This is a genomic window from Stackebrandtia nassauensis DSM 44728, assembly GCF_000024545.1.
Classification (GTDB): domain Bacteria; phylum Actinomycetota; class Actinomycetes; order Mycobacteriales; family Micromonosporaceae; genus Stackebrandtia; species Stackebrandtia nassauensis.
Genome location: NC_013947.1, coordinates 6,210,470 through 6,233,118, shown reverse-complemented (window position 1 = coordinate 6,233,118; position 22,649 = coordinate 6,210,470). Strand labels below are relative to the sequence as shown.

Below are 22,649 nucleotides of genomic sequence, written 5' to 3'. Positions count from 1 at the left end.
AGAAAACTCCAATACGGCCCGCTGACGCTGCGCGACCATACCATCTCGCTGCCGGATCGTGCGCGAATCCACCGTTTCCCCAGGGTTATCCACAATCCCGAAGTTATCCACAAGCACTGTTCGCCCAGCTTGCCCGCCCACCCCCGCCCCGGCGACATTGGAATTCCTCGCCCGCCACACACCAGGAGCCGCACAATGGACAACACCGCCGACGCCCGTCCACTGTTCATCACCGGCGACGAACTCACCCGCGCCGCACTGCGCAAACTGGCCACCGCCGCGGGCACCGAAGCCCACCACGCCCCCACCCCCGACGCCGCCCGCCGCCACTGGAACCGCGCCACCGTCGTGGTCATCGCCGCCGATCTCGCCCAGGCCTGCGCCGACGCCCGACTGCCCCACCGCGGCGAGATCATCCTGCTGACCGGCCCCGAACTGCCCTACGACCAGGCATGGCCGCTGGCCCTGGCCATGGGTGCCACCCAGGTCGCCAGCCTCCCCGAAGCCGGGGCATGGCTGGCCCGCCAACTGGCCCCCGCCACCACCCGACCCCACCGGGCACCCGTCGCGACCATCACCGGCGCCCGGGGCGGCGTCGGCGCCAGCACTCTCGCCGCCGGTCTGGCGATCGCCGCCGCCGACTCCGGCCGTACCACCCTGCTCATCGACGCCGACCCCCGAGGCGGCGGCCTCGACGTCCTGCTCGGCTGGGAGAACCGCGACGGCCTGCGCTGGCCCGACCTCACCGGCATGCCTGGCCCCTACGACCCCGACCGGCTTCGCCCGAGCCTGCCCCACGACTCCCACCTGGGCCTACTCTCGTTCAGCCGCAACCGCTCCGTCCACCTCGACCCCGCCACGGTCACCGCCGTCCTCGACGCCGCCACCCGTTCCCACGACCTGGTCGTCATCGACGCCCCCCGCTACGGCGAGCCCTGGCTGCCCGACCTCATTTCCGGCAGCACCCTGCTCGGTCTGGTCGTGCCCGCCGAAGTCCGCGCCATCGCCGCCGCCCGCCAGGCCATCGCCGTCCACGCCCCCCAGACCGACCGAGCCCGCCTCATCCTCGCCACCACCACACCCGCCCGTCTGTCCACAACCGACATAGTCAACGCCGTCGGTGTCCCCGTGGCCACCGAAATCCGCCGCGACCCCCGCCTGGCCGCCGCGGCCGAAACCGGAGCCCTCCCCACCCGGGCCCGCCACGGCACCCTCGTCACCGCCGCCAAGGCCCTCCTCACCGAACTCCCCGACCCCCAACCCGACGAACCCGCCACCCCCCAACTGGCCGGAGCCCCCTCATGACCCCCCGCTCCATCGGCTCGGCCGCGCCGATCAACCGTGCCCCGTCCGCGGCGCTTCCGTCTGGAGCCCGGCCGTCCTCACGTCGCGTCCCCGCATGCGACCGGAACAGCGCAGCCTTCGCCGAGTTGATCGCCGAATGTGCGCCCCGCTGTCGGCCAAGCGCGAACATGGCAACGCCCTCGCGACCCAACTCCGCCAGGCACCGCGCTCCCATCAGCTCGGCCACACCGATCAGCCACGCCAGTTCCGCGTTGCTGCCAAGCGGGGTTCGGTCATGACCTCCCGTCTCGTGGCCGCCGTGCGTCGCAGCCTCTCCGGCTCCGCCGCGCCGATCACACCCGCCACCGTCGCCCACGCCGTGCGGCAAACCGCGCCCGCACCGCTCGCCGGTCCCGCAGTCCTCGCCGAAACCGTCCGCGTCGACGCCGAACTCACCGGGGCCGGCCCGCTGCAACCCCTCCTCGACGACCCCCACGTCACCGATGTCCTTGTCAACGGACCCCACCAGGTCTGGGCCGATCGGGGCCACGGCCTCGAACCAACGCCCGTCCACTTCGCCGACGAGGCCACCGTCCGACGGCTGGCCGTCCGGCTGGCCGCCGCCGGGGGCCGACGCCTCGACGACGCCCACCCCTACGCCGACGTCCGCCTCCCCGACGGCACCCGGCTGCACGCCGTCCTGCCACCCATAGCCGTCAACGGCCCCCACCTGAGCCTGCGCACCCACCGCGCCAAAGCCCTCACCATGGACGAACTCACCACCGCCGGAACCCTCACCCCCACCAGCGCCGCCCTCCTGTCGGCCCTCGTTGCCGCCAAGACCGCGTTCATCATCAGCGGCGGAACCGGCAGCGGCAAGACCACCTTGCTGGCCAGCCTCCTGGGCACCGTCGACCCGAGCGAACGCATCGTCATCGTCGAAGACGCCACCGAACTCGCCCCCGCCCATCCGCACGCCCTCAGCCTGCAATCCCGCCACACCAACATCGAAGGCGCCGGAGCGGTGAGCCTGCGCCACCTGGTCCGCCAAGCCCTGCGCATGCGCCCCGACCGCATCGTCGTCGGCGAATGCCGGGGCGCCGAGGTCATCGAACTGCTCACCGCCCTCAACACCGGCCACGACGGCTGCGCCGGAACCCTGCACGCCAACACCGCCACCGACGTCCCCGCCCGCCTCGCCGCCCTGGCCCTCCCGCACGGCCTTCCCCGAGCGGGCCTACACGCCCTGGTGGCCGCCGCCCTGCGAGTCATCGTCCACATGGACCGAAAAGCCGGACGCCGCATCGTCGGCGAGATCGCCCTGCTCAGCCACGACGAACCCAACGCCCGCCTCACCGTCACCCCCGCCTGGAACCACACCCACGGCGACCAACCCGGCATCCAAGCCCTCCACCAGCTCCTGGCCAACCCATCCGCACCCACCCGGAGCCGACCATGACCTCCGCTCCCACCCGACTGCGACGCCTCCTCGGCACCCATCCACAGTGGCCCGCCCTCGTCCAAACTTGGCGCACCCACCTGCTCGCCCGCCTTGACACCGCACCCCGAAAGCTCGCCACCGCGCTCGCCCTCACCGCCGCCCTGCCCACCGCCACCGTCGCCGGACCGACGGCCGCCGCCATCACCGCGATCTACTGCGCCGTCGCCATCCTGGCCGCCGCCCGCTGGCGAGCCGCCGCCGCGACACGCCAGCACCGAGCCACCGCCCGCCAAGCCGTCGCCTCACTGGCCGCCGACCTACGAGCCGGAGCCAACGCCGCCCCCGCGATAGCGGCAACCCGCACCCACCTCGCCGCCACCGACGACCCCGTCTGCCGCCGCATCCGGGACCGCCTGGACGCCACCGTCCACATCACCGAAACCGCGGGCGCCCCCACCTCCCGCCTACTCGACCAGCTCGCCGAAGACCTGCGGGCCGAAGCCCGCATCGCCACGACCCTGACCACCAACACCGCCGGAATCCTCGCCAGCGCTCGGCTGTTGGCCGCCCTCCCCGTCGCCGGACTCGCTCTGGGACAAGCGCTGGGAACCCGCCCGCTGGAAACGTTGCTGCACACCCCCGTGGGAGCCGGATGCGCGGCCGTCGCGGTAACTCTGCAATTGGCGGGCCTTGCCTGGTCCCGCCGCATCCTCGTCGCGGCCACCGCGGGTGAAACGCCATGAAGCCACGAACCCGCCTGCGCGCCCTGACCCGCCCCGCGAACCCATCGGCTGTCCCAACCCGCGACCGTCGAATCTGGATCGCCATCGCCACCGGAATCCTGACAGCCCTCACCATCGGCAACCACTATGGACTACTCGTCGGCGCCGTCACCACCATCGTTGTCCATCTGGCCCTACGCCGCATGGAACCCGCCGCCACCCGCCGAGCCCGCGAACGCGACCGAGCCGACCTGCCATTCGCGCTCGACGTCTTCGCCGCCTGCCTCCACAGCGGCGCCCCGCTCGACCGCGCTCTGTCGACCTGCGCCGAAGCCGTCAACCCGGCCCTCGCCAACCGCTTCCGTCGCGCCGCCCGCAGCCTCACCCTCGGGGCCACCCTCGCCGAAGCACTGACCGAATTCGACAGTCTGGCCGACGGTCACCGCCTCGTCCAGACCATTGGCCGCAGCGCCGACACCGGAGCCCGCTTGGCCGACAGCCTCCATCTGCTGGCCAAGGAGCTGCGCTTCGACCGTGAGCAAGCGGCACTGTCCCATGCCCACCGAGCTGGAGTGTGGATGGTGCTCCCGCTGTGCCTGTGCTTCTTGCCCGCCTTCATCGCCGCCGGACTCCTACCGGTGGTGATCTCCAGCCTCGACGGAATCCTCAACACCTACTGACCAGAAGGGACAAACGATGACAACGTCCATCCTCAACCCACGCCACCGCCCACGCTCTCGATCCCCTGAACCCCAAGCCAAACCCACAACCGCTCACGCGACCGCAAATCTGACCCAAGCTCTGTGCGGCTCGCGCTCTGGATCGCCTGAGCCGCAAGCCAAGCCCGCGCCCGCCCACGTGGCTGCGGCCCTGGTCCGGACGTGTCGCAGTCCGCAGCCTCGCTTGTCGCAACCGTTGGCCAAGCCCGCGCCCGCTCGCGTTGCTGCGACGAGGGCTCGAACACCCCGCCCCCAACAGGTTCGATCGCTTGAACCGCAAGCCAAGCCCGCGCCCGTCCACGTGGCTGCGGCCCTGGCCCGAACGTGTTGCCGTCCGCAGCCTCGCTTGTCGGAACCGTTCGCCAAGTCCTCACCCGCTCGCGCGGCTGCCGCACTTGCCCGACCATGCCACCGTCCGCAGCCTCGATCGCTTGAGCCGCAAGCCAAGCCCGCGACCGCTCGCTTGGCGGCTGTCCTCGCTGAAGCTCGCGAGCGTTTGCGAGCCCGCTTGCGTGAGCAAGCTGGTATGAGCACCGCCGAATACGCCGTCGGCACGATCGCGGCCGTCGCCTTCGCCGGGCTCATGCTCAAAGTGCTCACGTCCGACGCGGTCTACAAGGCGCTCAACGACATCATCGCCAGGGCACTGTCATGATCGTCCGAGCCGTCCGAGCCGTCCGAGCCGTCCGAGCCGTCCGAGCCGTCCGAGCCGTCCGAGGGTGCAGCCAGGGTGGCTTCGCCACCGCCGAGCTGGCCGCCGCGTTTCCCGCCATCATCCTGCTGTTGCTCACCGGGCTCTTCGCGGTCAGTGCCGTCGCCACCCAAACCCGCTGTGCTGATGCCGCTCGGGAGGCGGCGCTGGCGGCGGCTCGTGGGGAGGACGGCTCCGAGGCGGCGACCCGCCACCTCCCGCCAACAGCGCAGCTCGCCATCGACGCGACCGGCGACACGGTGTCCGCCAAGGTCACCGCCGAGATCCGTCCACTGGGCTCACTGTTGCCCACGATGACGGTCATCGGCCGCGCCACCGCCGCCCGCGAAGATCGGGAGGCCCCATGACGATTCGACGGCGCGAGACCACGCCCGCCCGCCAGCGCGATCCCCAACGCGGCGGTGCATCCGTTATCGCCCTTGGCATCGGGCTGTGCGTCCTCGTCCTCGCTATGGTCGCCCTCCTCATGGCGGCGGCTATCGAGGCCCGCCATCGGGCCCAGATCGGTGCGGACGCCGCCGCCTTGGCCGGGGCCATGCGAGCCGGACAGGGCGCCACCTCGGCCTGCGGTCGAGCCGCCGAGCTGGCCGCCGCGAACGACACCACCATCCGCACCTGCGAACTGTCCGGCATGGACATAACCGTGGAGGTCATCGCCCCGCTGCCCAGCCCGCTGAAGCGGTTCGGTCCTGTCGTCGGGCTGGCCCGTGCTGGGCCGGTGGGTTGAGGTGTCAGCCGCCCAGGGGTGCTCGACGTGCGATGACCTTGCGATGGCTGATCCGCCAGCCCGCCGGGCTTCGGGTGATCGTGTCCTCGTAGGTCACCGTGCCGGTGGTGCCGTCGGTGTTGACTCCGATTCCCTTGGAGCGGGCGAAGACCCGTCCGGGGGTGGATTCGGTGATCACGATGTTGGTGACGTGATGTCCGAGAGGGTTGCCCTCGCCGAGGGCCAGCGCCGCTTCGCGGCAGGCCGCCACCCCTACCAGGGGTGCCGCGCCGAGGTCGGTGACGTCGTAGATCGCGTCGGGGGTGAGCACCTCGTCGAGTCGGTCGAGTTCGCCAGCGTCGATCAGGTGGCCGTGCATGGCGAGCAGTTCGCTGATGGCCGCGCGGTCGTCGGCGGTGATGGTCATGTCGGTCCTCGTTTCAGAGCCGGGTCGGGGAAGCGGGGTGGTTAACCGGGGAGGTCCCCACTTCGATGTCCCTACAATATACGGGGATGTCCCCGTTTATGACCTGGGAGCGTTGAATGGCCCCGAGAGCCGACGCCGCGCGAAACACCGAACTGCTGTTGTCGGCGGCGAAGGAGCTGGTCGAGGAGTATGGACCGGAGGTCGCGCTGGATCAGATCGCGCGCCGGGCCGGGGTCGGCAACGCCACCCTCTACCGGCATTTCCCGACCCGCGCCGACCTGCTCATCGCCGTCTACGAGGACGAGGTGACGGCGCTGTGCGACCACGGCGAGGAACTGTTGACCTCGGCTTCGGCCAGTCAGGCGCTGTTCACCTGGCTGGAGAGCCTGGCGACCCACACCGCCGCCAAGCGGACCCTCGCCCTGTCCGCTTCGGAGCGACAGCCCGAGCGGCGAACCGCGCTGTTCGATCGTTGGCACGGGTCGATCCGGTCGGTCACCGAGCGCCTGCTGGACCGGGCGACAGCTGCGGGGGTCGTGCGGGGGGACATCGATCTGACGGACCTGTTGGTGCTGACCAGTGCCTCCGCCTCGGCCGCGGGTGGGGCCGAGCAGGTGCATCGGCTGGTGCGGATCATCTGCGACGGATTGCGGCCGCACCGGGAGACGGATGCGTAGAAATCGCGGCGCGAGTTCCCAGAAGTCGCGGGACGGGTTCCCAGAAGCTCAGCCCCGCAACCGTTCGCACAGCCGCCACACCGTGTCCTGGTTGGCCTGGTCGAGCACACTGGGGGGCCACTTGGCGCGTCGGCAGTGCTTGTCGAAGTAGGCGCCCGTGACGCCCTCGACCTCGGGGCTGCTGGCCAGGTACACACTGGATCGTGAGGCTTTCGCGACGGCATCCCCGCCCAGCAGCCTGGGGCCGAACCAGCGCAGCAGCGGGGCTGCCGGGCGGTAGACCACCGGGAACGCCGACATCGGCAGGTCGCGGTTGCCGGGCGTGGAGGCGTGGCCGGGGTAGGCCACGTTGACGGTCACCCCGTGCTCGGCGACCCGGTCGGCGAAGCCGAGGCTCATCGCCATCACCGCGAGCTTGGTGTGGTTGTACTGAGAGAACGTGAAACCCACGAACTTTCGCTCGGCCAGCAGATTGCCAGGGTCGATGCGGCCCTTGGGAATCCCGCCGGTCAGGTTCACGATCCTGCCGCCACCCCGCAGCAGGGGCAGCAGTTCGCCGCCGAGCATGAACGGCGCCAGCACGTTGGTGGCGAACATGGCCTCGACGCCGTCGGCGGTGACCTCCCGTCGGGGTCGGGAGGTTCCGGCGTTGTTGACCAGGACGTCGAGGCGCTCGACGCGATCCGCCAGCTCGGTGGCGAGGCGGCGCAGGTCGGTCGGGCGCGAGACGTCGGCGGTCAGCGCGGTGATCCGGGGGTTTCCGGTGTCGGCGCGCAGTTCGCGTGCGGCCGCCTCGGCCCGGGTGGGGTCGCGGCCGAGCAGGAAGGTGGTGGCGCCCAGGGTGGCCAGGCCGCGGGCTGTCTCCTTGCCGATGCCGCCGGTGCTTCCGGTGATGAGAACCGTCTTGCCGTCCACGCCGTCTCCTCAAGGTTCTGTCTACAGTAAAAATCTGTCACTCAGTGACATGTATAGCATGAAGTGTCGAGAAGTAAACTGTGGCGCATGACTGAGGAACGGCCGGTACGGGGCCTGCGGGAACGGACCCGGCTCGCGGTACGGGCCGAACTGAGCCGACTGGCGGTGGAGCTGTTCGTGCGGCAGGGTTTCGAGCGCACGACCGTCGACGACATCACCGCCGCCGCCGGTCTGTCCAAACGCAGCTTCTTTCGCTACTTCCCGGCCAAGGAGGACGCCATCTTTGGCGACCTCGACCTGCTGGGGGAGGAGGTTCGCGCCGACCTACGTGACCGGCCGACCGGGGAAGCGCCGTGGGACAGCCTGCACCAGGTGCTGCGCGGCTGGTCCGAGCGGATTCATTCCGCCGGGGCGGTGGCCGAGAAGCTGGACCTGATCGAGACCACTCCGGCGCTGCGGGCCCGGTTCCAGCACAAACGCGAACAACTGCGCGACGAGATCGCCGCCGAGCTGCGTGACCGGCAGCCCGGCGGGCTCAGTGACTTCGACATCGACCTGTTGACCGGCGCCGCGGCGGCGGCGCTCGACGCGGTCTCGCGGGAAGTGGTGCGCGGCGGGGATCCCGGCGCTCGGGAGGAACTGATCGATCGGGCGTTCGCCGCCCTGAAACCCGTGCTGTGAGGCCCCGTCGAACCGGTTCGGTTCAGCCTTCCAGTTCGCGCGCCACTGCGTGGACGACCTCGGCGATCTTCGCGGTGTGCTTGCGGTCGGGGTGACGACCGCGACGCAGCGTCGGCATGACCTGGTCCTCGAGGACCTTGATCATGTCCTCGATGAGGCCGTGTACCTCTTCGGGGGAGCGCTTCGGGGTCTGGGGTTCGGCCTTGGCCACCCGCTTGGGAGTGTCTACAAGGGTTACCGACATCGCCTGCACACCCCGGCGGGTGTCCACGATGCCGTATTCGAGCTTCTGACCGGCCTTCAGTTCGGTGACGCCCTCGGGGAGAGCGTCGCGATGCAGGAACACATCGTTGCCGCCGTCGTCCCGGGAGACGAAGCCGAATCCCTTTTCGGCGTTGTACCACTTGACACGACCGGTGGGCACAGCCTTGACCTCATACTCGAAACGCAGGAACACATGTTGGACACCGCTCGGACATCCGAGCGATGTGTACCTAAGCCTAACGGTCGGCTTCCGGGAGGCGCCACCACGTTATGGGTGCCGCCTCAGCCCGCGGATTCGGTGCGCCATTTCTGGTTGGCCCTGTCGTGACAGGGTTTTGCCGAGGCCGCGTCGCCCACGGCGGCCCCGGCTTGCAGGCATATCTTCTCGTCGGTTGCGCTGCGGATCTGCCAGAAGTCGACCCCGCTTTCGGTGCGCAGATAGGTGAACTTCCAGGCGGTGCCCGGCTTGCATTTCGCGTCGGCGACCAGTCGTTTCGCGGCGGCCTTCACACCCAGGCACGAGTGGACCTCACCGCCGCCGAACTGACTGTCGAAGCCGATCGAGACGGCCTTCGCGCCGACGGTGTCGTAGGTGTACACCTCGTACTTGTTACCCTCGCACAACCCCATCGTGGCCTCGATGGCCGCTTGTGAGCCGTCCAGTTTGTTCAGCAGCAGGCACTTGGTGTTGGCGGAACTGACCAGCACCGACGTCCTGGGTTTCTGCGGTCCGGGCTTCTCCGACGACGAGGTGCTGTTGTCGTCGGAGGGTTTGCCGCCACCGGAGTCGTCCGGCGGGTTCATGGTGAATATCACCACAAGCGCCGCCGCGAGGATCGCGACCACCGCGATCACGCCGGTCACCAGCAACGCGCGGCCTCGCCGCCGCTGACGGGGCGCGGCCTCGGCCGCGACGGTGTCCGGTTCGGACGGTTCGCGTGGCACCTCGCGGGTCGCCGCGAGGTGCGGACGCGTCGGCGGGGTGGGCGGCGCGCTCGCGGTCCCGGCGGCTTCGAGGCAGGCCCGGGCGAAGTCACCAGCGGTGCGGAACCGGTCGCGCGGGTCCTTGGCCAGCGCCCGCATCACCACCCGCTCGATCGGCGGCGGCACGGTTGGCGGCAGTCGCGGCGGTTCCCGGTCCAGGTGTCCGGCGATGACCGCGGCGACCGTCTGCCCGTCGAACGGCCGCATCCCGGCGAGACATTCGTAGGCGACGACACCGAGCGAGTAGACGTCCGAGGCGGGGGTCAGCGGCTCGTCGCGCAGCTGTTCCGGCGACGCGTACTCGATCGTGCCCATCACCGAGCCGGTGGTGGTCAGCGCGGTCTCACCGGCGCGGCGCGCCAGCCCGAAGTCGAGCAGGGTCGCGTCCCGGTGCCGGTTGACGAGAATGTTGGCGGCCTTGACATCCCGGTGAATGATGCCGACGCGGTGCGCCGCGTCCAGCCCGAGCGCGACCTGCGAGACCAGCCGCATCACCTCCGGCGGCGGCAGTGCCTCGGCGGCGGGCACGTATGCCGACAGCGGACGGCCCACCACGAACTCCATCACCAGGTACGGCAGCACCGAGCCGTCGGGTTCGGTGTCCTCGCCCGAGTCGTACAGCGCGACGACCCCGGGAGCGTTGAGCGCGGCGATGGCGCGCGCCTCCCGCAGGAACCGCTGCCGCAGGTCGGCGTCGTCGGCCATCGCCGGGTGCAGCACCTTGACGGCGACCGGCCGCTCCAGCGTGACGTCCTCGGCCCGCCACACCTCACCCATGCCGCCGGTACCGATGCGTTTGTCCAGCCGGTAGCGACCGCCGAGCAACTGGTTGGGCCGCATGGACACCCTTCCTCAAGACATCGAAGGATGATTATGCATTGGGTGGTATCGGCGCGGCGCCCGCCCGGGTGTGGCTCAGCCGGGCACCAGCCCGGCCGACGCGGCCCGCCCCAGCAGGGTCTCGACGGCGGCTCGCCCCGCCTCGCCGAGGTCGGCGCTGAACTCGTTGACGTACAGCTCGATGTGCTGCCGGGTGACGTCCGCCGACAGCTCTTGGGCGTGCTCGGCGACGTAGGCGGCGCTGTCGAGCGGGTTGGCCCAGGCGTGGGCGAGGCTGGCGCGGATCCAGCCCGCTATCGCGTCGGTGTCCAGGCCCTTGCGGGCCAGGATGGCGCCCAGCGGGATCGGGTGTCCGGTCTCGCGCTCCCACCAGTCCCCGAGATCCTCCAGCATGGACAGACCGTGGTCCTGGTACGTGAACCGGGCCTCATGGATGACCAGGCCCGCGTCGAAACGGCCGGACGCGACGCCGGGCATGATCTCGGCGAACGGGACCACCCGGATGTTCGCGGGCGCGAAACCCTGCGACCACAACCGGAACAGCAGGTAGGCGGTGGTGCGTTCACCGGGGACGGCGACGGTCGCGCCCGCGAGCTTCTCGGGGCTCGACGGCTGGCGGGTCAGCACCAGCGGCCCGCAGCCCCGGCCGAGCGCGCCGCCGCACGGCAGCAGCTCGTAGCCGTCGCGCAGCCACGGCAGCGCCGCGAACGAGACCTTGACCACGTCGAACTCGCCCGTCAGCGCCCGGGTGTTGGTGACGTCCACATCGGCGTAGGTGACCTCGGGGACCGGGGCGCCCTCCACCAGGCCGTGCACCCAGGCGTGGAAGATGAAGGTGTCGTTGGGGCAGGGGGAGAAGGCCAGCTTCATCGCAGTTCCCCCGCCGCCTTCGTCAGGGCGTCGAAGGCCGCCTGCCAGTTCCAGCCGGACGCGTCCCGGTCGCCCACGGCGTTGGAGATCGCGCGGATCTCGGTGAACGGCAGCCGGACGCGGGCGGCAGCGGTCGCGGCGCCGAAGCCCTCCATCGCCTCGGCCAGCGCGTGGGGATAGGACTCGGCGAGCTCGTCGACCCGCTGCGCCGAGCCGGTGATCGTCGCCAGCGTCAGGATCTCGCCGCGGGCGCCGGTGACCCCGGCGGCCAGCCGCAGCGAACACTCGGCGACCGCGCTGCCGAAGCCCAGCTTCCCCAACGGGGTGAAACCGTCGTCGGTGCGCACGCCGAGTTCGGCCGAGATGCTCGCGGTGCCGACCACCACGTCGCCGATGTCGGCGCGTCCGGCCAGCCCACCGGCGATCCCGGCGTTGACGACCCCGTCGTAACGGGTCCCCGCCGCCTCGGCCAGAGCCAGCAAGCGGGCGGTTCCAGCGGCCGCTGCCGCCGGGCCGACGCCAACGGTGTAGACATCGTGGACGGTGCCGGACAGGCCCCGCAGGACGGCGTCGCGTTCGGCGTCCACCGCGGTGACGATGAGCAGCTTCATTACCCCAAGACCTGACAGTCGATGAATGATGCGTCGACGCTACTGGTTTTCGACACGGGCCCCGTGACGGCCATGCGCGACTGTGACGGCACCTGTTGGCCCCGCGCGGTCACCGCGTCGTATCCTTGCCGGGTGTCACAGATTCCCACCATGTCCAGGCCCGCGCGCCTAGACCGACTGTGTGCCGAGGCCGTCGAACTCGCCCGGGCCGCGGCCGAAGAGACCGGCGAGGGGGTCGGCGAGTACCTGCACGCCGAACCCGAGGCCGAACGGGTGGTGACGCATTTCTTCGAGACCACACTCGCGGGTTACCGGGGCTGGCGCTGGGCGGTGGTCGTGGCGCGGGCACCGCGTTCGCGCACCGTCACCGTCAACGAGACCGCGCTGCTGCCCGGCCCGGACGCCCTGAAGAGCCCGGAATGGGTGCCGTGGGCCGAACGGCTGCGCGCCGGGGACGTCGGGGTCGGCGACCTGCTGCCCACCGACGAATCCGACGCCCGGCTCACCCCCGCGTACACCTACAGCGATGACGACGCCGTCGAGGACATCGCCTTCGAGCTCGGCGTCGGCCGGGCCCGGGTCATGAGCCGCGAGGGCCGCATCGACTGCGCCGAGCGCTGGTACGAGGGCGACCACGGCCCGAGCGCCGAGATCTCGGTGTCGGCCCCGCCCGAGGCGCGGTGCGGCAGCTGCGGTTTCTATCTGCCGCTGGCGGGTTCGCTGCGGCAGGTGTTCGGGGTCTGCGGCAACATGTACGCCTCCGACGACGCCACCGTCGTGTCCTCCGACCACGGTTGCGGCGCACACTCCGAAGTGCTCACTCAGATCGACGCGACCGGCCCGCGGGACGTCGAGCTGACCGACACCGCCTACGACGACGCGCTCATCGAACAGGTCGACACGACCGCCGACGACGAGGAGCCGGAAGCGCCGGTCGCCGAGGTCGAGGAAGCCGACGAGGCTGACGAAGCGGACGCGACCGCCGAGGTCGAAGCCGAGACCGAGACAGCTGAAGTCGAAGTCGAAGTCACGGAGACGGCCGAGGCCGAACCGGAGACGACGGTGACCGAGCCCGCCCCGGAACCGACGGCCGTCGAGGTCGCCGAGGCCCCGGCCGACACGCCGGAGACCACGGAAATCGATGCCGTCGAAGCACCGGCGGTCGAGGCACCGCAGCCGGTCGAGACCGAGCCCGTAGCCGAGGCCCAACCGGCAGCCGAGCCCGTGGCCGAAGCTGAGCCCGAAGTCGCGGTCGTCGAGCCGATGACCGAGGCCGACCAGGTCGCCGACACGCCCGAGGGCGGCGTCACCGAACCGATCGCCGAACCGCTCGCCGTCACCGAGGTCGCGGCCCCGGCCGACGTCGAGACACCGGCGGAGGCCGAGGTCACCGAGGCCGAGCAGCCACAGGCCACTCAGGACGATTCAGGGAAGGACGAGGAACCGAACGACGCTAGTCCCGCTGGCGACGTTTCTGGTTCCGATCGTGAAGCACCATGACGACGGTGCCGGGCACGCCCAGCACCGCCCCCCACAGTGCGCAGTCGATCCACCACGACCGTCCCGTCGCCGCCAAATCCTCGGAGAACAGTGAAAGAATTCCGGCGATGACGAGCCACAGGACGGTGCCGCCGATGGCCAGGGGAGTCATCGGCAGGTTGGCCGCGGGAGGGGTAGGACGGTCGGACACGCGCCCAATCTACCGCGCGTTCACCGGCAGAAACGCCGCCAGATGGGCAAAGTAGGGAGATATTTGCGATCTTGTGGTTATGAATGCGGCGAGATCGAGTGGATAACCTGTACGGTGGAGCGTACTGTCGAGTGATGTCGCCGCGAAGAGTTCGCGTGACCTCAAGGGAGTTAGCCGGCCGCTTGCACAAGCGGGAAGCCGAGATTGACAAGGGGTGGTGGTCAATGCGACCGGTACGCTTCGTCGCCCTGTCAGAGGACGGGCAGGCTCTTGTAGTCGCCGACGAGCTCGGCCGACTCATGGGACTGCCCCTGGACGACAGGCTGCGCACCGCGGTCCAGGGCGAGCGGACCGAAGCCGAACCCGCCTCTCATCCCATTGTGGATCGTCGCGTGCCGCAGGTCTCGCTGTCACCTCGGGACATCCAGACTCGTATCCGTTGTGGAGAATCGGCCGAGGACATCGCGCGCGGCGCGGGTGTCGCGGTCGACAAGGTGCTGCGCTACGCCGGCCCGGTGTTGCAGGAACGTGCCATGCTCGCGCAGGCCGCCCGCCGCGCCCGCCTGGCCAACTCCGACCGGGGCGAGCGCATGTCCGACGTCGTGGACGTCAAGCTCGGCCAGCACGGTGTCGACACCGCCTCGGTGTCGTGGGACGCGTGGCGCCGTGAGGACGGCACCTGGCGGGTCTCCGCGACGTGGACCAGCGGAAAGTCCACCGCCCAGGCGACCTGGGAACTCGACCGGGGCCGCCAGAGCGTGACCCCGCACGACGAGATGGCCCAGTTCCTGTCGACTCCGGCTCCGGCCACGGTGCGTTCCTCGGACTCCGAGGTCGCCAGCGCCCGGACCCCGTCGCCGTCGGCGCGGCCGTCCCGCGACCCGCTGTACGGCGTGACCCGCCGCGACACGCAACAGACTCCGGCGGCCAAGCAGCCCGAACCCGCCTCCGACCGCCCGGACCCGCTGCGCCGCGACGCACTCCGCGCGGCACTGGAACGCCCGCTGGGCGAACCGTCGCGTCCGGACCGCCAGGCCGCCAGCGGCCTGGGTCTGCCGGGCTCCGAGCCCGCCGAGGTCAAGGACACGCCAGCGGTTCCGTCGCTGGCGGTACTGCGTCCGCGCCGCAACGAGGTCGTGGACGAGGACGAGTCGGGCGACGAACCGAAGGTCGCGGTGGCCGCGGGTGCCTCGAGCAAACCGCGCAACCGGCTGCCCGCCTGGGAGGACGTCCTGTTCGGCAGCGACACGGCCCCGCGCTCCAGCCAGCCGTAGACCGCTGGCCTGACGTAGCCGTCGGCGGCTAGCCCGCGCGTTGTGCGACACGCTGGCTTACCGGGCGCGGCCGTCCCGGTCGAGTTCGGCCAGTCCGGCCAGAATCCGGTCCAAACCGAACTGGAAGTCCGCGGCGGTGTACTCGATGGAGCCGGTGTTCGCCGGGTCCGCGAACAGGCGGCAGAACATGGGATACCGCTTCGGCGTCAGAACCCTGCCGAGGAAAGCGAAGTAATCGCCTGCCGCGGCATCGCCGCCGTCCGCGATGATCGGATCCAGGGTGAGTCGCGCCTGCTCGCGGACGTAGCCGGAGATCAGCGTGACGGCGCGGAGCTGGTCGTGGGCGGTCAGGGTGGACTGTGACAGGGCCTTGAGCATGTGCTCGCCCCACAGGAGTTCGTTCGGTGTGTTCGGCGGGCCAGAGGTGGGCACCTGCAGGACCCACGGGTGTTGCCGGTAGAGGTCGTATATCCGCCAGGCGATGTCGGCCAGCGACTCTCGCCACCGTCGGAGGTCGGTCGGCGGCAGATCGGGTGGTGGCGCGGCGGCGGCGTCGCGCATCACCACGACGAGGTCGTCTTTGGATCGGACGTGCCGGTACAGCGAAGTCGTCGCGGTGCCCAGGGCGGCCGCGACGCGAGCCAGTGATACGGCGGCGAGCCCTTCCCGGTCGGCGATGTCAACGGCGGCCGTGACGATCCGTCCCAGCGTGAGGCCTGATCGTGGGCCGGGCCTGCGGCCACCGCTCGGTGCGCCCGGGTGAGCCGCGTGACTGGAGCTTCGCCAGGCCAGTTCGATGCCCGTCGGTGCAGGCGCTCGGTGCTGTTCGCCCATATTGGTCGTCCCCTGACGTAGTGCGTGCGCTGCTAAGCCTATAATGGCGAATGCTATTCGCCATTACGGTGAACCAAGTTCTCCATTAAAAGAATCGGTGAGGGAGCCATGAAGACGACGGCATCGGTCACGCGGGTAGGGATATGGGCAGGTGGTGGCTTCACCGCATTGGTGCTGGCGTACCTGACGGCTCTGACCGTGATGATGTCGAAGGGGTTGCCGTTTCCGCCCCAAGAGCCGTTCTCGACCACTTTCCACGTGATCATGATGCTGGTGGTTCTGGTGATGGTGCCGCTGTGGGGCGCCATCCATCTCGCCGTCCCTGCGGATCGACAGGTGTTCACGCTCATCTCGTTGATGTTCATCGTCATGCTCGCCGTCGTCGTCGGCGCCAATCGGTTCGTGGCGCTGACGTTGGTCCGGCAGAGCCCCGGACTGGGACAGACGGAAGGGCTGGAGTGGTTCCAGCCCTACGGCTGGCCGTCGCTGATGTTCGCCTTCGAGATTCTCGGGTGGGGTGTGTTCTTCTCGCTGGCCTGTCTGTTCCTGGCTCCGGCGTTCCGTATGCGAGGACTCGAACGCGGCATTGCCGTGATATTCGCGGTGACAGGCGTTCTCAGCGGGGGCGGCGCCCTTGGACTCCTGGTCAATTCCACCGCCATCATGGGCGTGATCGCCCCACTGGCATGGGGGCTTGGTCCTGCCGTCGCGGTCATCCTGATCGTGATCTGGCTGCGGCCCGGTCACGCGGTGCGGACATCGCGTAGCTCGAGTTGAATGCTCGGCGCCGTGGGTCAGGCGGCTTTCTCGACGGTTTCGATCAGGCGCATCCGGGGGCGGGGGCGTAGTTCGACGCTGACGTGGACGTCGCGTTTGCGGCACCGCACCGCGAAGGCCGTCGCCGCCATGAACACACCCGCCAGGCCGCCGATCCACAGACCCGAGCGGGGGCCGATGACCTCCGACAGCCAGCCGATGATGGGGGCGAAGATCGGGGTGGAGCCCAGGAACACCAGGATGTACAGCGCCATGACCCGGCCCCGGTGGGCGGCGTCGACGCCGAGTTGGATGCGCTGGTTGACCGCCTGGGCCAGGAAGGTCATGGAGAAGCCGGTCGGGACCAGCAGGACGGCGGCGACCCAGAAGGCCGGGGCGAATCCGACCAGTGCTTCCAGGACGCCGAAGATCGCGGCGGCGGCCAGGACGATGTGGGCCGTGGGGCGGGCGCGGCGGCGAGAGCTGACCAGAGCTCCGGCCAGTGCGCCGACCGCGAGCATGGTGGTGAGCAGGCCGAAGGTGGCCGCGCCGGTATGGAAGACGGTCTTGGACAGCAGCGCCAGGGTGATCGGGAAGTTGAAGCCCAGGCCGCCGACGACGAACATGAGCACCAGCGGCAGTACCAGGTCCGAGCGGCGGAAGGTGTAGGAGACGGCCTCGCGGATGCGGGTGTCCTTGGCGGGCTCGGAGAAGCCGAGTTCGTGCCGGTTCATCAGGAGCAGGCACACCATCGGCGGCACGTAGGTCAGCGCGGTGATTGCCAGTACCGGGCCGGTGTCGACCACGGCGATGAGGGCACCGGCGATCGCCGGGCCCACGATGCGGGCGCTGTTGAAGGTGGCCGCCGACAGCGACAGCGCGTTGGGCAGCATGCCGGTGCCGACCATCTCGGAGACGAAGGACTGCCGGGCCGGGTTCTCCAGGGCCATGACCATGCCGAGCATGAGGGCGAACACGTAGATGTGCCACAGCTGGGCGGCGCCGATCAGGACGATGACCGCCATGCCCGCCGACAGGGCCAGCCAGGAGGTGTTGAAGACCAGCAGCATCCGGCGCTTGTCGTGCCGGTCGGCGAGTTTGCCGCCGTGCAGGCTCAGCAGCAGGACCGGGACGAACTGCAGTGCCGTGACGAAACCGAGCGCGGCGCCGGAGTTTCCCGACAGTTCCAGGACGAGCCAGTCGATGGCGACGATCTGCATCCAGCGACCCAGTAGTGAGGTCAGTTGGCCGATGGCGAAGAGCCGGTAGTTGCGGACGCGGAGGGAGCGAAAGGTTTCGGCCAGCTGTCGTCTCATGGGGGTCGGGTCGGCCTCCTAGGCATGTAAGGGGCAGTTCTGCTAATCGACCCTAACCGTGTCCGGTGTCCCGACGCCAGGGTTTTGTCGGCGGTATCACTGAATCGATGGATACTGGTGTTCAGATCCACTTTTGACGGAAAGTGTGATGCGACTGTCGCAGGTGGCTGGCAGACTCTAGACCATGCAGTTCAGCCGTTTGACCTCATGTTTGACCGCCGACGCCGCCCGGATGGCGAAGGCTGCCGAGGGGAACATGGACGCCCGCGTCCCGACTTGTCCGGAGTGGACGATGACGGATCTGCTCGAACACGTCGCCCACGTCTACATGCACAAGACCGAGTGCATCCGCAACGGCCAGCCGAAGTCGTGGCCGCCGCCGCGCGACCCGGAGGTCCCGACGCTGACCCTGATGCGGCAGGGGCTGGGCGACCTGCTCGCCGAGTTCACACCGCGCGAGCCCGCCGACGCGGCGTACACCTGGTACGACCCGGACCAGACCGTCGGCTTCTGGATCCGGCGGATGGCGCAGGAGACGGTCATCCACCGCGTCGACGCCGAACTGGCCGCCGGGGTCGCCCTCGGTCCGATCGACGAAGAACTGGCCGTCGACGGCATCGACGAACTGCTGCGCATCTTCGTCGGCTGGAGCAGCCACAAGTGGGCCGAGGAGGTCGCCGACAGCATCGGCAAGCTGCTTCCCAAGCCGGTCGCGGTGACCAGCGGCGACACGACCTGGGTGCTGCGGCCGGTCGACGGCAGCATCGACGTCGACTCCGAGGCCGCCAGCGACGTGGCCGTGACGATCTCCGGTGAACCCGCCCCGCTGCTGCTGTGGCTGTGGCGGCGCGGCGACGACGAGGGCATCCAGTTCGACGGCGACGAGCAGGCGGCGCGGGCGCTGCACGAACTCATCAAGGAATTCACGCAATAGCGGATAAGGTCGAAGCGGTGCCCCGCTCCCCGGCGGGCCACCGGATTCGAGGACGAAAAAGAAGGTCGAGAACATGGACGTGGTGCGAATCGGCGTCATCTCCGTGGCGCTGGTGAGCCTGGCGAGTTTGCCGTGCCTCATCGCGTGGGTCATCGTCAACGCCGATGACGCCGCCGACCGGGCGGGCAAGACCGTGGCCAGGCTGCGCCCCCACACTCCCGCGCACCCGCCGATCGAGGACACGGCGGCCCGGCTGCGGGAACTGGCGGCCGAGCTGACCGACACCCCGCGCGACGCGCTGCTGCGCCGCGCCGAGTTGACCGACCGCTACGATCTCACGCTCCGCCAGGCTTGCGCCACCATGGACATTCCACAGTATCTGACGCGGCTGACCGGCGACGACGCCGACGTCGAACGGTTGCGACTGGAGGGCGAGCTGGAGGCCGTCGGTCTGGTGCTGCGCGGCCCGGCCCGGGGTTGCCGGTGAGACTGTTCGTGGGCCTGCGGCCCAGCGACGCGGCGCTCGCCGACCTGGCGGGCTACCTGCCCCGGATCGGGCTAGACGGTGCCCGGCCCACCGGACGACAGACCTGGCACCTGACGCTGGCCTTCATCGGGGAACTCGACGACCGCCGGGTCGAGGACGTCTCCGCCGCGCTGACGGCGCTGAGCCGCACCACCGCCGGGTTCGCGCTGCGGCTGGCCGGTGGCACGGTGCTGGGCCGCACCTCGACGGCGTTGTGCGTCGGCACCGACGGTGACACCACGGCGCTGACCGCGCTGGCCGAGCGGGTACGCACCGGGCTGCGTCGCTCCGGGGTGCCCTTCGACGAGCGGCCGTTCAAACCGCACCTGACGGTGGCCCGGCCCAAGGACCTGTCCCCGGCCGAAGTGCAGGCCAAAGTGGACGCGCTCGGTGGCTACAACGGCCCGTCCTGGCGCGCTGAGAAACTCGTCCTGTACCGCAGCCACCCGGGCCCGCCGGTCCGCTACGAGGCGCTGGAACGGTTCCCGTTGCGCGGCTAAGGATCGCCGAGCCGAGCCGAGATCAGGCCCAGCGGAAGTACCAGGCGCGGGACCGCACCATGTGAACCGCCAAGTCGTCCAGTGTGGGCACTCCGGCGGCCATTAGGTCGGGGCAGTACGCGTGCACCTCGCGGGCCGTGTCCAGCGCGTCCTCTTCGGCGCTGGGTGGGTTGGGCACGTACAGCTCCAGGATGTCCCAGGTCATCGAGACCAGTTCGACCTCGTGCCGCTCGTGCCAGTGCTTGAGGATGGTGGCGTGCTCGGCGCCGTACAGTTCCCAGTTCGTGGAGCCCTTCCAGGGCAGCAGCGCCGGGATCTGCCAGCTGTGCTCGGCCTCGACCAGGCCGATGAGTCCGTCGGACTTGGGGACGGCGAAGTCGGAATCGCCACGGGTGGGCAGGATCGGGACGCCGCGCGGCGGCTCCCCGGCCTCGGCGGCCTTGTCGTGCAGCAGCGTCTCGGCGTCCAGTTCGGTCATCCGCTCCAGTTCGGCGTCGCCCTCGTGCAGGACGCCCTCGCCGTTGTCGAGCCAGTCGTCGGGGGAGCCCAGCAGCACCGGCAGCCAGCCGGTCTTCTCGTGCACCTGCCGGATCTGCAGCCACCAGCCCAGCGCCTCGTCGGCGCGGACCCCGAAGGCCCACAACCGGACGTCGCCCAGCTGAACGATCTGCTGCATGTGCGGCACCGTGATCCCGGCGTTGCGCAGCGCCGCGCGCGGCGAACCGGACACGTCGAGCGGCAGTGTCTCGGGTGTCTGCGGCGGTTCGTCCTTGGGCTGCGGCGGCGGCTCCAGGTCGAGCAGTTCGCGCTTGGGGCGCGAGGGGGTGAAGTATTCCTGCGGGGGCACGACGGTTTTGTCCACTTCGTCCGGCTCAGCTTCGGTGGCCGATGCGGACGGTTCCCCGGCTTCGGGTTCCACGGCGGCCGTGGGCTCCGGCTCGGGTTCCGGACCTGGTTCGGCGACGGTTTCGGTCTCGGGCAGCGGCGCGGCGTCACCGAGCACGCTTGAGGTCGGCGGCGGTGCCGACTCAGCGGGCGGAGTCTCGGCAGGGCTCTCGGCCGGAGCGGGCGGGGTGGTGTTGTCCGCCTCGTCCTCCGGCTTTCGACCCAGCAGTCTTTGCAGAAGTCCCACGGCTGTAAATAATGCCGCCTGCCTATGACGTCGGGCAAGGCGGCATCGATATCTGCTGTCAGCGGCCACGATGCCGACGACGAGTGACGCGGTGATCGCGGCCATGACCGCGGCTTGTGTGCCCTTCACGGCCTTGCGGGTGGCGTCGCTGGATCTCGTCGCGCGCGGACCCGATCGGCACGTACCGGTTGGACGGCAGGAAGCCCAACAGCCTGCGCTTCTCCAGGCTGACCAGCCGCCGCTCGGCCATCGAGTCCGGCACCCGCTGCGATTGTCCCCAGTAGAGCGTGTTGTTCCAGGACTGCGGGCGGAAGCGGCTCGTCAGCCAGTAGGAGTGTGCCCGGGTGCCAGCACCGGTGGGGCGTAGTCGCAGACGGCCAGCTCCACCTCGGCCAGGCAGCCGGGATCGCCGCATTCGCAACCGAAACCGCGCCTGATCTGCGACAGTTCCACGTTCGCCCACGGCCGGGAGCTGAACCCCCGGCACTGCTCGATGATCGCGGCGTTGGCCTCGCGCAGCAGCGCCCGCCGCTCTTGCGGGCCCTCGGCCTTCGGCCCGGCCGCCAGCGGTTCGGCGAACAGTTCCTCCACCGCCGCGACGGTGGCGGCGACGTCGCGGTCGTCTACTGTGATCACCGGTGCGCCGGCCGCGCGGACCTCGGCGGCGACGACCTCGGCCAGCTCCAGGTACAGCGCCAGTTGCCCCTCGCCCAGGCCGCGTCCCGCCAGCCGCGCCACGCGGGTGGCGCGCGAGGCCAGCAGCCACACCGCCGGATCGTCGCCGGTGACGCGGGGTGTGACCGTGGTTCCCTCGGCGATCGTCAGCGGCGCGGGCAGTCCCCGCACGTCCTCGGCGACCATCGGGCCCCGGACGTGGTGCAGCGACATCCGCAGCAGTTCCGGCACCGGCCGCCGCCACCGCTCGACCGGGTCGAGCTCCTCGAACCGCCGCGCGTCCGGATCACCGGCACGCAGCGCCCGGTCGCGGTGCGCCCAGGTGCGGGTGTCGGCGTTGTACCAGCGCAACCCGTGCCGCCGCGCCAGAATCCGCGCCACCGTCGACTTGCCGCAGCCCGCCTGGCCACCGATCCACAGTGGCCTCACCGGGTGAACACGATCATCAGCGTGACGGCGATCGGCAGCAGCGCCGCGGTGTAGGCGATGTAGTTGTTGTGCCGGGCGGCGCGACTGGCCTCGCCGGTCCAGCTGCTGGCGGCGATGGCCGCGATCCGCTGCCGGGCCTCGGCGCGCGGCAGTTCCGGTAGCAGGTACTGCTCCATGTTGGCGGCCCGCACCTGCGCGGCCAGTTCGGCGACCCAGGCGTCGTCGGTGCCGCCGGTGGCTACGGCGGCCAGCAGCCGCTGCCGGGTCTCGGTCTCGGCGGCCGGGGTCGCCGAGGTGTACTTGCGGACGTGGAACAGCTTGGACGTCGTGCGGGTCAGCACCTCGCGTCCGGCGAGCGCGTCCCGCACCCGGTTCGGGAAACCCCAGTACAGCCTCGACATCCACTTGGCCGGTTGGCGCGGCTTGCTCGCCGCGATCTGTGCCAGCACCTCGTCCATGACGGCGTCGCCGGTCGGTTGTGGATCGACGACGGTGACGTCCTTGCCGTGCAACGCGATCCGTCCCGCCAACGCCAGGTCGGCGAGGGTGGCCCCGACGGTCGCGCTGTTGCGGTCGACGGTGGTGAACCTGGCGCTGGAGCCGCGGTCGCTCAGCAAGATCATCGCCTCTGCCAACGTCGTCATGCTGGGAACCCTACTGGGAGCCGGGCGGGGACGAACTAGCGCCGTTTGCGCTTCTTCTGCACCATGAGCCCGAAGACCCAGGCCGC

At 70.2% G+C, this 22,649-nt stretch carries 26 protein-coding genes and 1 pseudogene; 15 read left to right on the top strand and 12 right to left on the bottom strand.

Translation table 11 applies throughout. The annotated features are described in order from the left end of the window. Window positions 1–195 precede the first annotated feature (195 nt). From ssd to SNAS_RS29025, 7 genes are all read left to right on the top strand, one after another. Window positions 196–1,305: a septum site-determining protein Ssd gene (ssd, locus tag SNAS_RS29055; RefSeq protein ID WP_013021071.1), complete on the top strand. Its 1,110-nt coding sequence runs from the start codon at window positions 196–198 to the stop codon at window positions 1,303–1,305. A gap of 274 nt (window positions 1,306–1,579) precedes the next feature. Further along, a complete protein-coding gene (locus tag SNAS_RS29050) occupies window positions 1,580–2,743 on the top strand; it encodes a TadA family conjugal transfer-associated ATPase (protein ID WP_013021070.1) in 1,164 nt (387 codons plus the stop codon). Then, on the top strand, window positions 2,740–3,468 hold the full coding sequence (locus SNAS_RS33490; protein WP_013021069.1) for a type II secretion system F family protein: 729 nt from the start codon (window positions 2,740–2,742) through the stop codon (window positions 3,466–3,468). The genes SNAS_RS29050 and SNAS_RS33490 overlap by 4 nt, the downstream gene beginning before the upstream one ends. Beyond that, window positions 3,465–4,127 carry a type II secretion system F family protein gene (locus tag SNAS_RS29040; protein WP_013021068.1) on the top strand — a complete coding sequence of 221 codons (663 nt, stop codon included), beginning with the start codon at window positions 3,465–3,467 and terminating at the stop codon, window positions 4,125–4,127. Before SNAS_RS33490 ends, SNAS_RS29040 begins: the two co-directional genes overlap by 4 nt. Before the next feature lie 565 nt (window positions 4,128–4,692). Further along, entirely contained in the window at window positions 4,693–4,821 is a 129-nt protein-coding gene (locus tag SNAS_RS37040) for a DUF4244 domain-containing protein (protein ID WP_013021067.1), read from the top strand. Then, window positions 4,818–5,225: a TadE family type IV pilus minor pilin gene (locus SNAS_RS29030; protein ID WP_013021066.1), complete on the top strand. Its 408-nt coding sequence runs from the start codon at window positions 4,818–4,820 to the stop codon at window positions 5,223–5,225. The genes SNAS_RS37040 and SNAS_RS29030 overlap by 4 nt, the downstream gene beginning before the upstream one ends. Beyond that, window positions 5,222–5,605, top strand: coding sequence for an Rv3654c family TadE-like protein (locus SNAS_RS29025; protein WP_013021065.1), 384 nt, complete (start codon window positions 5,222–5,224; stop codon window positions 5,603–5,605). Before SNAS_RS29030 ends, SNAS_RS29025 begins: the two co-directional genes overlap by 4 nt. 4 nt (window positions 5,606–5,609) lie before the next feature. On the opposite strand, the gene SNAS_RS29020 is transcribed toward SNAS_RS29025, so the two are convergent. Beyond that, window positions 5,610–6,011 carry a nuclear transport factor 2 family protein gene (locus SNAS_RS29020; RefSeq protein ID WP_013021064.1) on the bottom strand — a complete coding sequence of 134 codons (402 nt, stop codon included), beginning with the start codon at window positions 6,009–6,011 and terminating at the stop codon, window positions 5,610–5,612. Window positions 6,012–6,127: 116 nt separating this feature from the next. Between SNAS_RS29020 and SNAS_RS29015 the strand changes: the two genes are divergently transcribed. Further along, complete coding sequence (locus SNAS_RS29015; RefSeq protein ID WP_013021063.1) at window positions 6,128–6,688, top strand: TetR/AcrR family transcriptional regulator; 561 nt, start codon at window positions 6,128–6,130, stop codon at window positions 6,686–6,688. 48 nt (window positions 6,689–6,736) lie between these two features. On the opposite strand, the gene SNAS_RS29010 is transcribed toward SNAS_RS29015, so the two are convergent. Then, a complete protein-coding gene (locus SNAS_RS29010) occupies window positions 6,737–7,603 on the bottom strand; it encodes an SDR family NAD(P)-dependent oxidoreductase (protein WP_013021062.1) in 867 nt (288 codons plus the stop codon). Window positions 7,604–7,690: 87 nt separating this feature from the next. On the opposite strand from SNAS_RS29010, the gene SNAS_RS29005 reads away from it, so the two are divergent. Beyond that, window positions 7,691–8,284 (top strand): TetR family transcriptional regulator, encoded by a 594-nt coding sequence (locus tag SNAS_RS29005; RefSeq protein ID WP_013021061.1) that lies wholly within the window; start codon window positions 7,691–7,693, stop codon window positions 8,282–8,284. Window positions 8,285–8,306: 22 nt separating this feature from the next. Here the strand turns inward: SNAS_RS29005 and SNAS_RS37870 are convergent, their stop codons facing one another. From SNAS_RS37870 to SNAS_RS28985, 4 genes are all read right to left on the bottom strand, one after another. After that, complete coding sequence (locus SNAS_RS37870) at window positions 8,307–8,708, bottom strand: cold-shock protein (protein WP_041627194.1); 402 nt, start codon at window positions 8,706–8,708, stop codon at window positions 8,307–8,309. A 122-nt stretch (window positions 8,709–8,830) separates the two neighbouring features. Beyond that, entirely contained in the window at window positions 8,831–10,372 is a 1,542-nt protein-coding gene (locus SNAS_RS28995; RefSeq protein ID WP_013021059.1) for a serine/threonine-protein kinase, read from the bottom strand. Between the two features lie 75 nt (window positions 10,373–10,447). Then, window positions 10,448–11,242 (bottom strand): 1,4-dihydroxy-6-naphtoate synthase, encoded by a 795-nt coding sequence (locus SNAS_RS28990; protein WP_013021058.1) that lies wholly within the window; start codon window positions 11,240–11,242, stop codon window positions 10,448–10,450. Further along, window positions 11,239–11,853, bottom strand: a complete 615-nt coding sequence (locus tag SNAS_RS28985; protein ID WP_013021057.1) for a futalosine hydrolase — start codon at window positions 11,851–11,853, stop codon at window positions 11,239–11,241. Before SNAS_RS28985 ends, SNAS_RS28990 begins: the two co-directional genes overlap by 4 nt. Before the next feature lie 150 nt (window positions 11,854–12,003). On the opposite strand from SNAS_RS28985, the pseudogene SNAS_RS37865 reads away from it, so the two are divergent. Then, window positions 12,004–12,804: pseudogene (locus tag SNAS_RS37865) on the top strand (DUF3027 domain-containing protein); the annotation flags it as partial. 502 nt (window positions 12,805–13,306) lie between these two features. Here the strand turns inward: SNAS_RS37865 and SNAS_RS28975 are convergent. Then, window positions 13,307–13,543, bottom strand: coding sequence for a DUF2530 domain-containing protein (locus SNAS_RS28975; RefSeq protein ID WP_144300675.1), 237 nt, complete (start codon window positions 13,541–13,543; stop codon window positions 13,307–13,309). A gap of 224 nt (window positions 13,544–13,767) precedes the next feature. Here SNAS_RS28975 and sepH point away from each other — a divergent pair, with 224 nt between their 5' ends. Continuing rightward, the gene (sepH, locus tag SNAS_RS28970) at window positions 13,768–14,817 is read left to right on the top strand and encodes a septation protein SepH (RefSeq protein ID WP_013021054.1); all 1,050 of its coding nucleotides are present in this window, start codon (window positions 13,768–13,770) and stop codon (window positions 14,815–14,817) included. A gap of 57 nt (window positions 14,818–14,874) precedes the next feature. Here sepH and SNAS_RS28965 read toward each other — a convergent pair whose 3' ends face one another. Next, the gene (locus SNAS_RS28965; RefSeq protein WP_013021053.1) at window positions 14,875–15,651 is read right to left on the bottom strand and encodes a TetR/AcrR family transcriptional regulator; all 777 of its coding nucleotides are present in this window, start codon (window positions 15,649–15,651) and stop codon (window positions 14,875–14,877) included. A 108-nt stretch (window positions 15,652–15,759) separates the two neighbouring features. Between SNAS_RS28965 and SNAS_RS28960 the strand changes: the two genes are divergently transcribed. Then, on the top strand, window positions 15,760–16,428 hold the full coding sequence (locus SNAS_RS28960; RefSeq protein ID WP_013021052.1) for a hypothetical protein: 669 nt from the start codon (window positions 15,760–15,762) through the stop codon (window positions 16,426–16,428). Window positions 16,429–16,445: 17 nt separating this feature from the next. Here the strand turns inward: SNAS_RS28960 and SNAS_RS28955 are convergent, their stop codons facing one another. After that, window positions 16,446–17,723 (bottom strand): MFS transporter, encoded by a 1,278-nt coding sequence (locus tag SNAS_RS28955; protein ID WP_013021051.1) that lies wholly within the window; start codon window positions 17,721–17,723, stop codon window positions 16,446–16,448. A 184-nt stretch (window positions 17,724–17,907) separates the two neighbouring features. Between SNAS_RS28955 and SNAS_RS33485 the strand changes: the two genes are divergently transcribed. The 3 genes from SNAS_RS33485 (at window position 17,908) to thpR (ending at window position 19,683) form a co-directional block, all read left to right on the top strand. Continuing rightward, window positions 17,908–18,657, top strand: a complete 750-nt coding sequence (locus SNAS_RS33485; protein ID WP_013021050.1) for a maleylpyruvate isomerase family mycothiol-dependent enzyme — start codon at window positions 17,908–17,910, stop codon at window positions 18,655–18,657. Window positions 18,658–18,730: 73 nt separating this feature from the next. Then, window positions 18,731–19,144: a hypothetical protein gene (locus tag SNAS_RS36015; protein WP_013021049.1), complete on the top strand. Its 414-nt coding sequence runs from the start codon at window positions 18,731–18,733 to the stop codon at window positions 19,142–19,144. After that, the gene (gene thpR, locus SNAS_RS28940; RefSeq protein WP_041625242.1) at window positions 19,141–19,683 is read left to right on the top strand and encodes an RNA 2',3'-cyclic phosphodiesterase; all 543 of its coding nucleotides are present in this window, start codon (window positions 19,141–19,143) and stop codon (window positions 19,681–19,683) included. The genes SNAS_RS36015 and thpR overlap by 4 nt, the downstream gene beginning before the upstream one ends. Window positions 19,684–19,705: 22 nt before the next feature. On the opposite strand, the gene SNAS_RS28935 is transcribed toward thpR, so the two are convergent. The 3 genes from SNAS_RS28935 to SNAS_RS28925 form a co-directional block, all read right to left on the bottom strand. Continuing rightward, window positions 19,706–20,815, bottom strand: a complete 1,110-nt coding sequence (locus tag SNAS_RS28935) for a DUF4253 domain-containing protein (protein WP_144300674.1) — start codon at window positions 20,813–20,815, stop codon at window positions 19,706–19,708. A 321-nt stretch (window positions 20,816–21,136) separates the two neighbouring features. Then, window positions 21,137–21,919 (bottom strand): DEAD/DEAH box helicase family protein, encoded by a 783-nt coding sequence (locus SNAS_RS28930; RefSeq protein WP_013021046.1) that lies wholly within the window; start codon window positions 21,917–21,919, stop codon window positions 21,137–21,139. Continuing rightward, a complete protein-coding gene (locus SNAS_RS28925) occupies window positions 21,916–22,563 on the bottom strand; it encodes a GOLPH3/VPS74 family protein (protein ID WP_013021045.1) in 648 nt (215 codons plus the stop codon). Before SNAS_RS28925 ends, SNAS_RS28930 begins: the two co-directional genes overlap by 4 nt. Between the last annotated feature and the right edge of the window lie 86 nt (window positions 22,564–22,649).

What these genes read in the sequence shown, in the direction of transcription:
- ssd (WP_013021071.1), top strand. Translation starts at nt 196, where the DNA reads ATGGACAACACCGCCGACGCCCGTCCACTGTTCATCACCGGCGACGAA.
- SNAS_RS29050 (WP_013021070.1), top strand. Translation starts at nt 1,580, where the DNA reads ATGACCTCCCGTCTCGTGGCCGCCGTGCGTCGCAGCCTCTCCGGCTCC.
- SNAS_RS33490 (WP_013021069.1), top strand. Translation starts at nt 2,740, where the DNA reads ATGACCTCCGCTCCCACCCGACTGCGACGCCTCCTCGGCACCCATCCA.
- SNAS_RS29040 (WP_013021068.1), top strand. Translation starts at nt 3,465, where the DNA reads ATGAAGCCACGAACCCGCCTGCGCGCCCTGACCCGCCCCGCGAACCCA.
- SNAS_RS37040 (WP_013021067.1), top strand. Translation starts at nt 4,693, where the DNA reads ATGAGCACCGCCGAATACGCCGTCGGCACGATCGCGGCCGTCGCCTTC.
- SNAS_RS29030 (WP_013021066.1), top strand. Translation starts at nt 4,818, where the DNA reads ATGATCGTCCGAGCCGTCCGAGCCGTCCGAGCCGTCCGAGCCGTCCGA.
- SNAS_RS29025 (WP_013021065.1), top strand. Translation starts at nt 5,222, where the DNA reads ATGACGATTCGACGGCGCGAGACCACGCCCGCCCGCCAGCGCGATCCC.
- SNAS_RS29020 (WP_013021064.1), bottom strand. Translation starts at nt 6,011, where the DNA reads ATGACCATCACCGCCGACGACCGCGCGGCCATCAGCGAACTGCTCGCC.
- SNAS_RS29015 (WP_013021063.1), top strand. Translation starts at nt 6,128, where the DNA reads ATGGCCCCGAGAGCCGACGCCGCGCGAAACACCGAACTGCTGTTGTCG.
- SNAS_RS29005 (WP_013021061.1), top strand. Translation starts at nt 7,691, where the DNA reads ATGACTGAGGAACGGCCGGTACGGGGCCTGCGGGAACGGACCCGGCTC.
- SNAS_RS28995 (WP_013021059.1), bottom strand. Translation starts at nt 10,372, where the DNA reads ATGCGGCCCAACCAGTTGCTCGGCGGTCGCTACCGGCTGGACAAACGC.
- SNAS_RS28990 (WP_013021058.1), bottom strand. Translation starts at nt 11,242, where the DNA reads ATGAAGCTGGCCTTCTCCCCCTGCCCCAACGACACCTTCATCTTCCAC.
- SNAS_RS28985 (WP_013021057.1), bottom strand. Translation starts at nt 11,853, where the DNA reads ATGAAGCTGCTCATCGTCACCGCGGTGGACGCCGAACGCGACGCCGTC.
- sepH (WP_013021054.1), top strand. Translation starts at nt 13,768, where the DNA reads ATGCGACCGGTACGCTTCGTCGCCCTGTCAGAGGACGGGCAGGCTCTT.
- SNAS_RS28965 (WP_013021053.1), bottom strand. Translation starts at nt 15,651, where the DNA reads ATGGGCGAACAGCACCGAGCGCCTGCACCGACGGGCATCGAACTGGCC.
- SNAS_RS28960 (WP_013021052.1), top strand. Translation starts at nt 15,760, where the DNA reads ATGAAGACGACGGCATCGGTCACGCGGGTAGGGATATGGGCAGGTGGT.
- SNAS_RS28955 (WP_013021051.1), bottom strand. Translation starts at nt 17,723, where the DNA reads ATGAGACGACAGCTGGCCGAAACCTTTCGCTCCCTCCGCGTCCGCAAC.
- SNAS_RS33485 (WP_013021050.1), top strand. Translation starts at nt 17,908, where the DNA reads ATGCAGTTCAGCCGTTTGACCTCATGTTTGACCGCCGACGCCGCCCGG.
- SNAS_RS36015 (WP_013021049.1), top strand. Translation starts at nt 18,731, where the DNA reads ATGGACGTGGTGCGAATCGGCGTCATCTCCGTGGCGCTGGTGAGCCTG.
- SNAS_RS28925 (WP_013021045.1), bottom strand. Translation starts at nt 22,563, where the DNA reads ATGACGACGTTGGCAGAGGCGATGATCTTGCTGAGCGACCGCGGCTCC.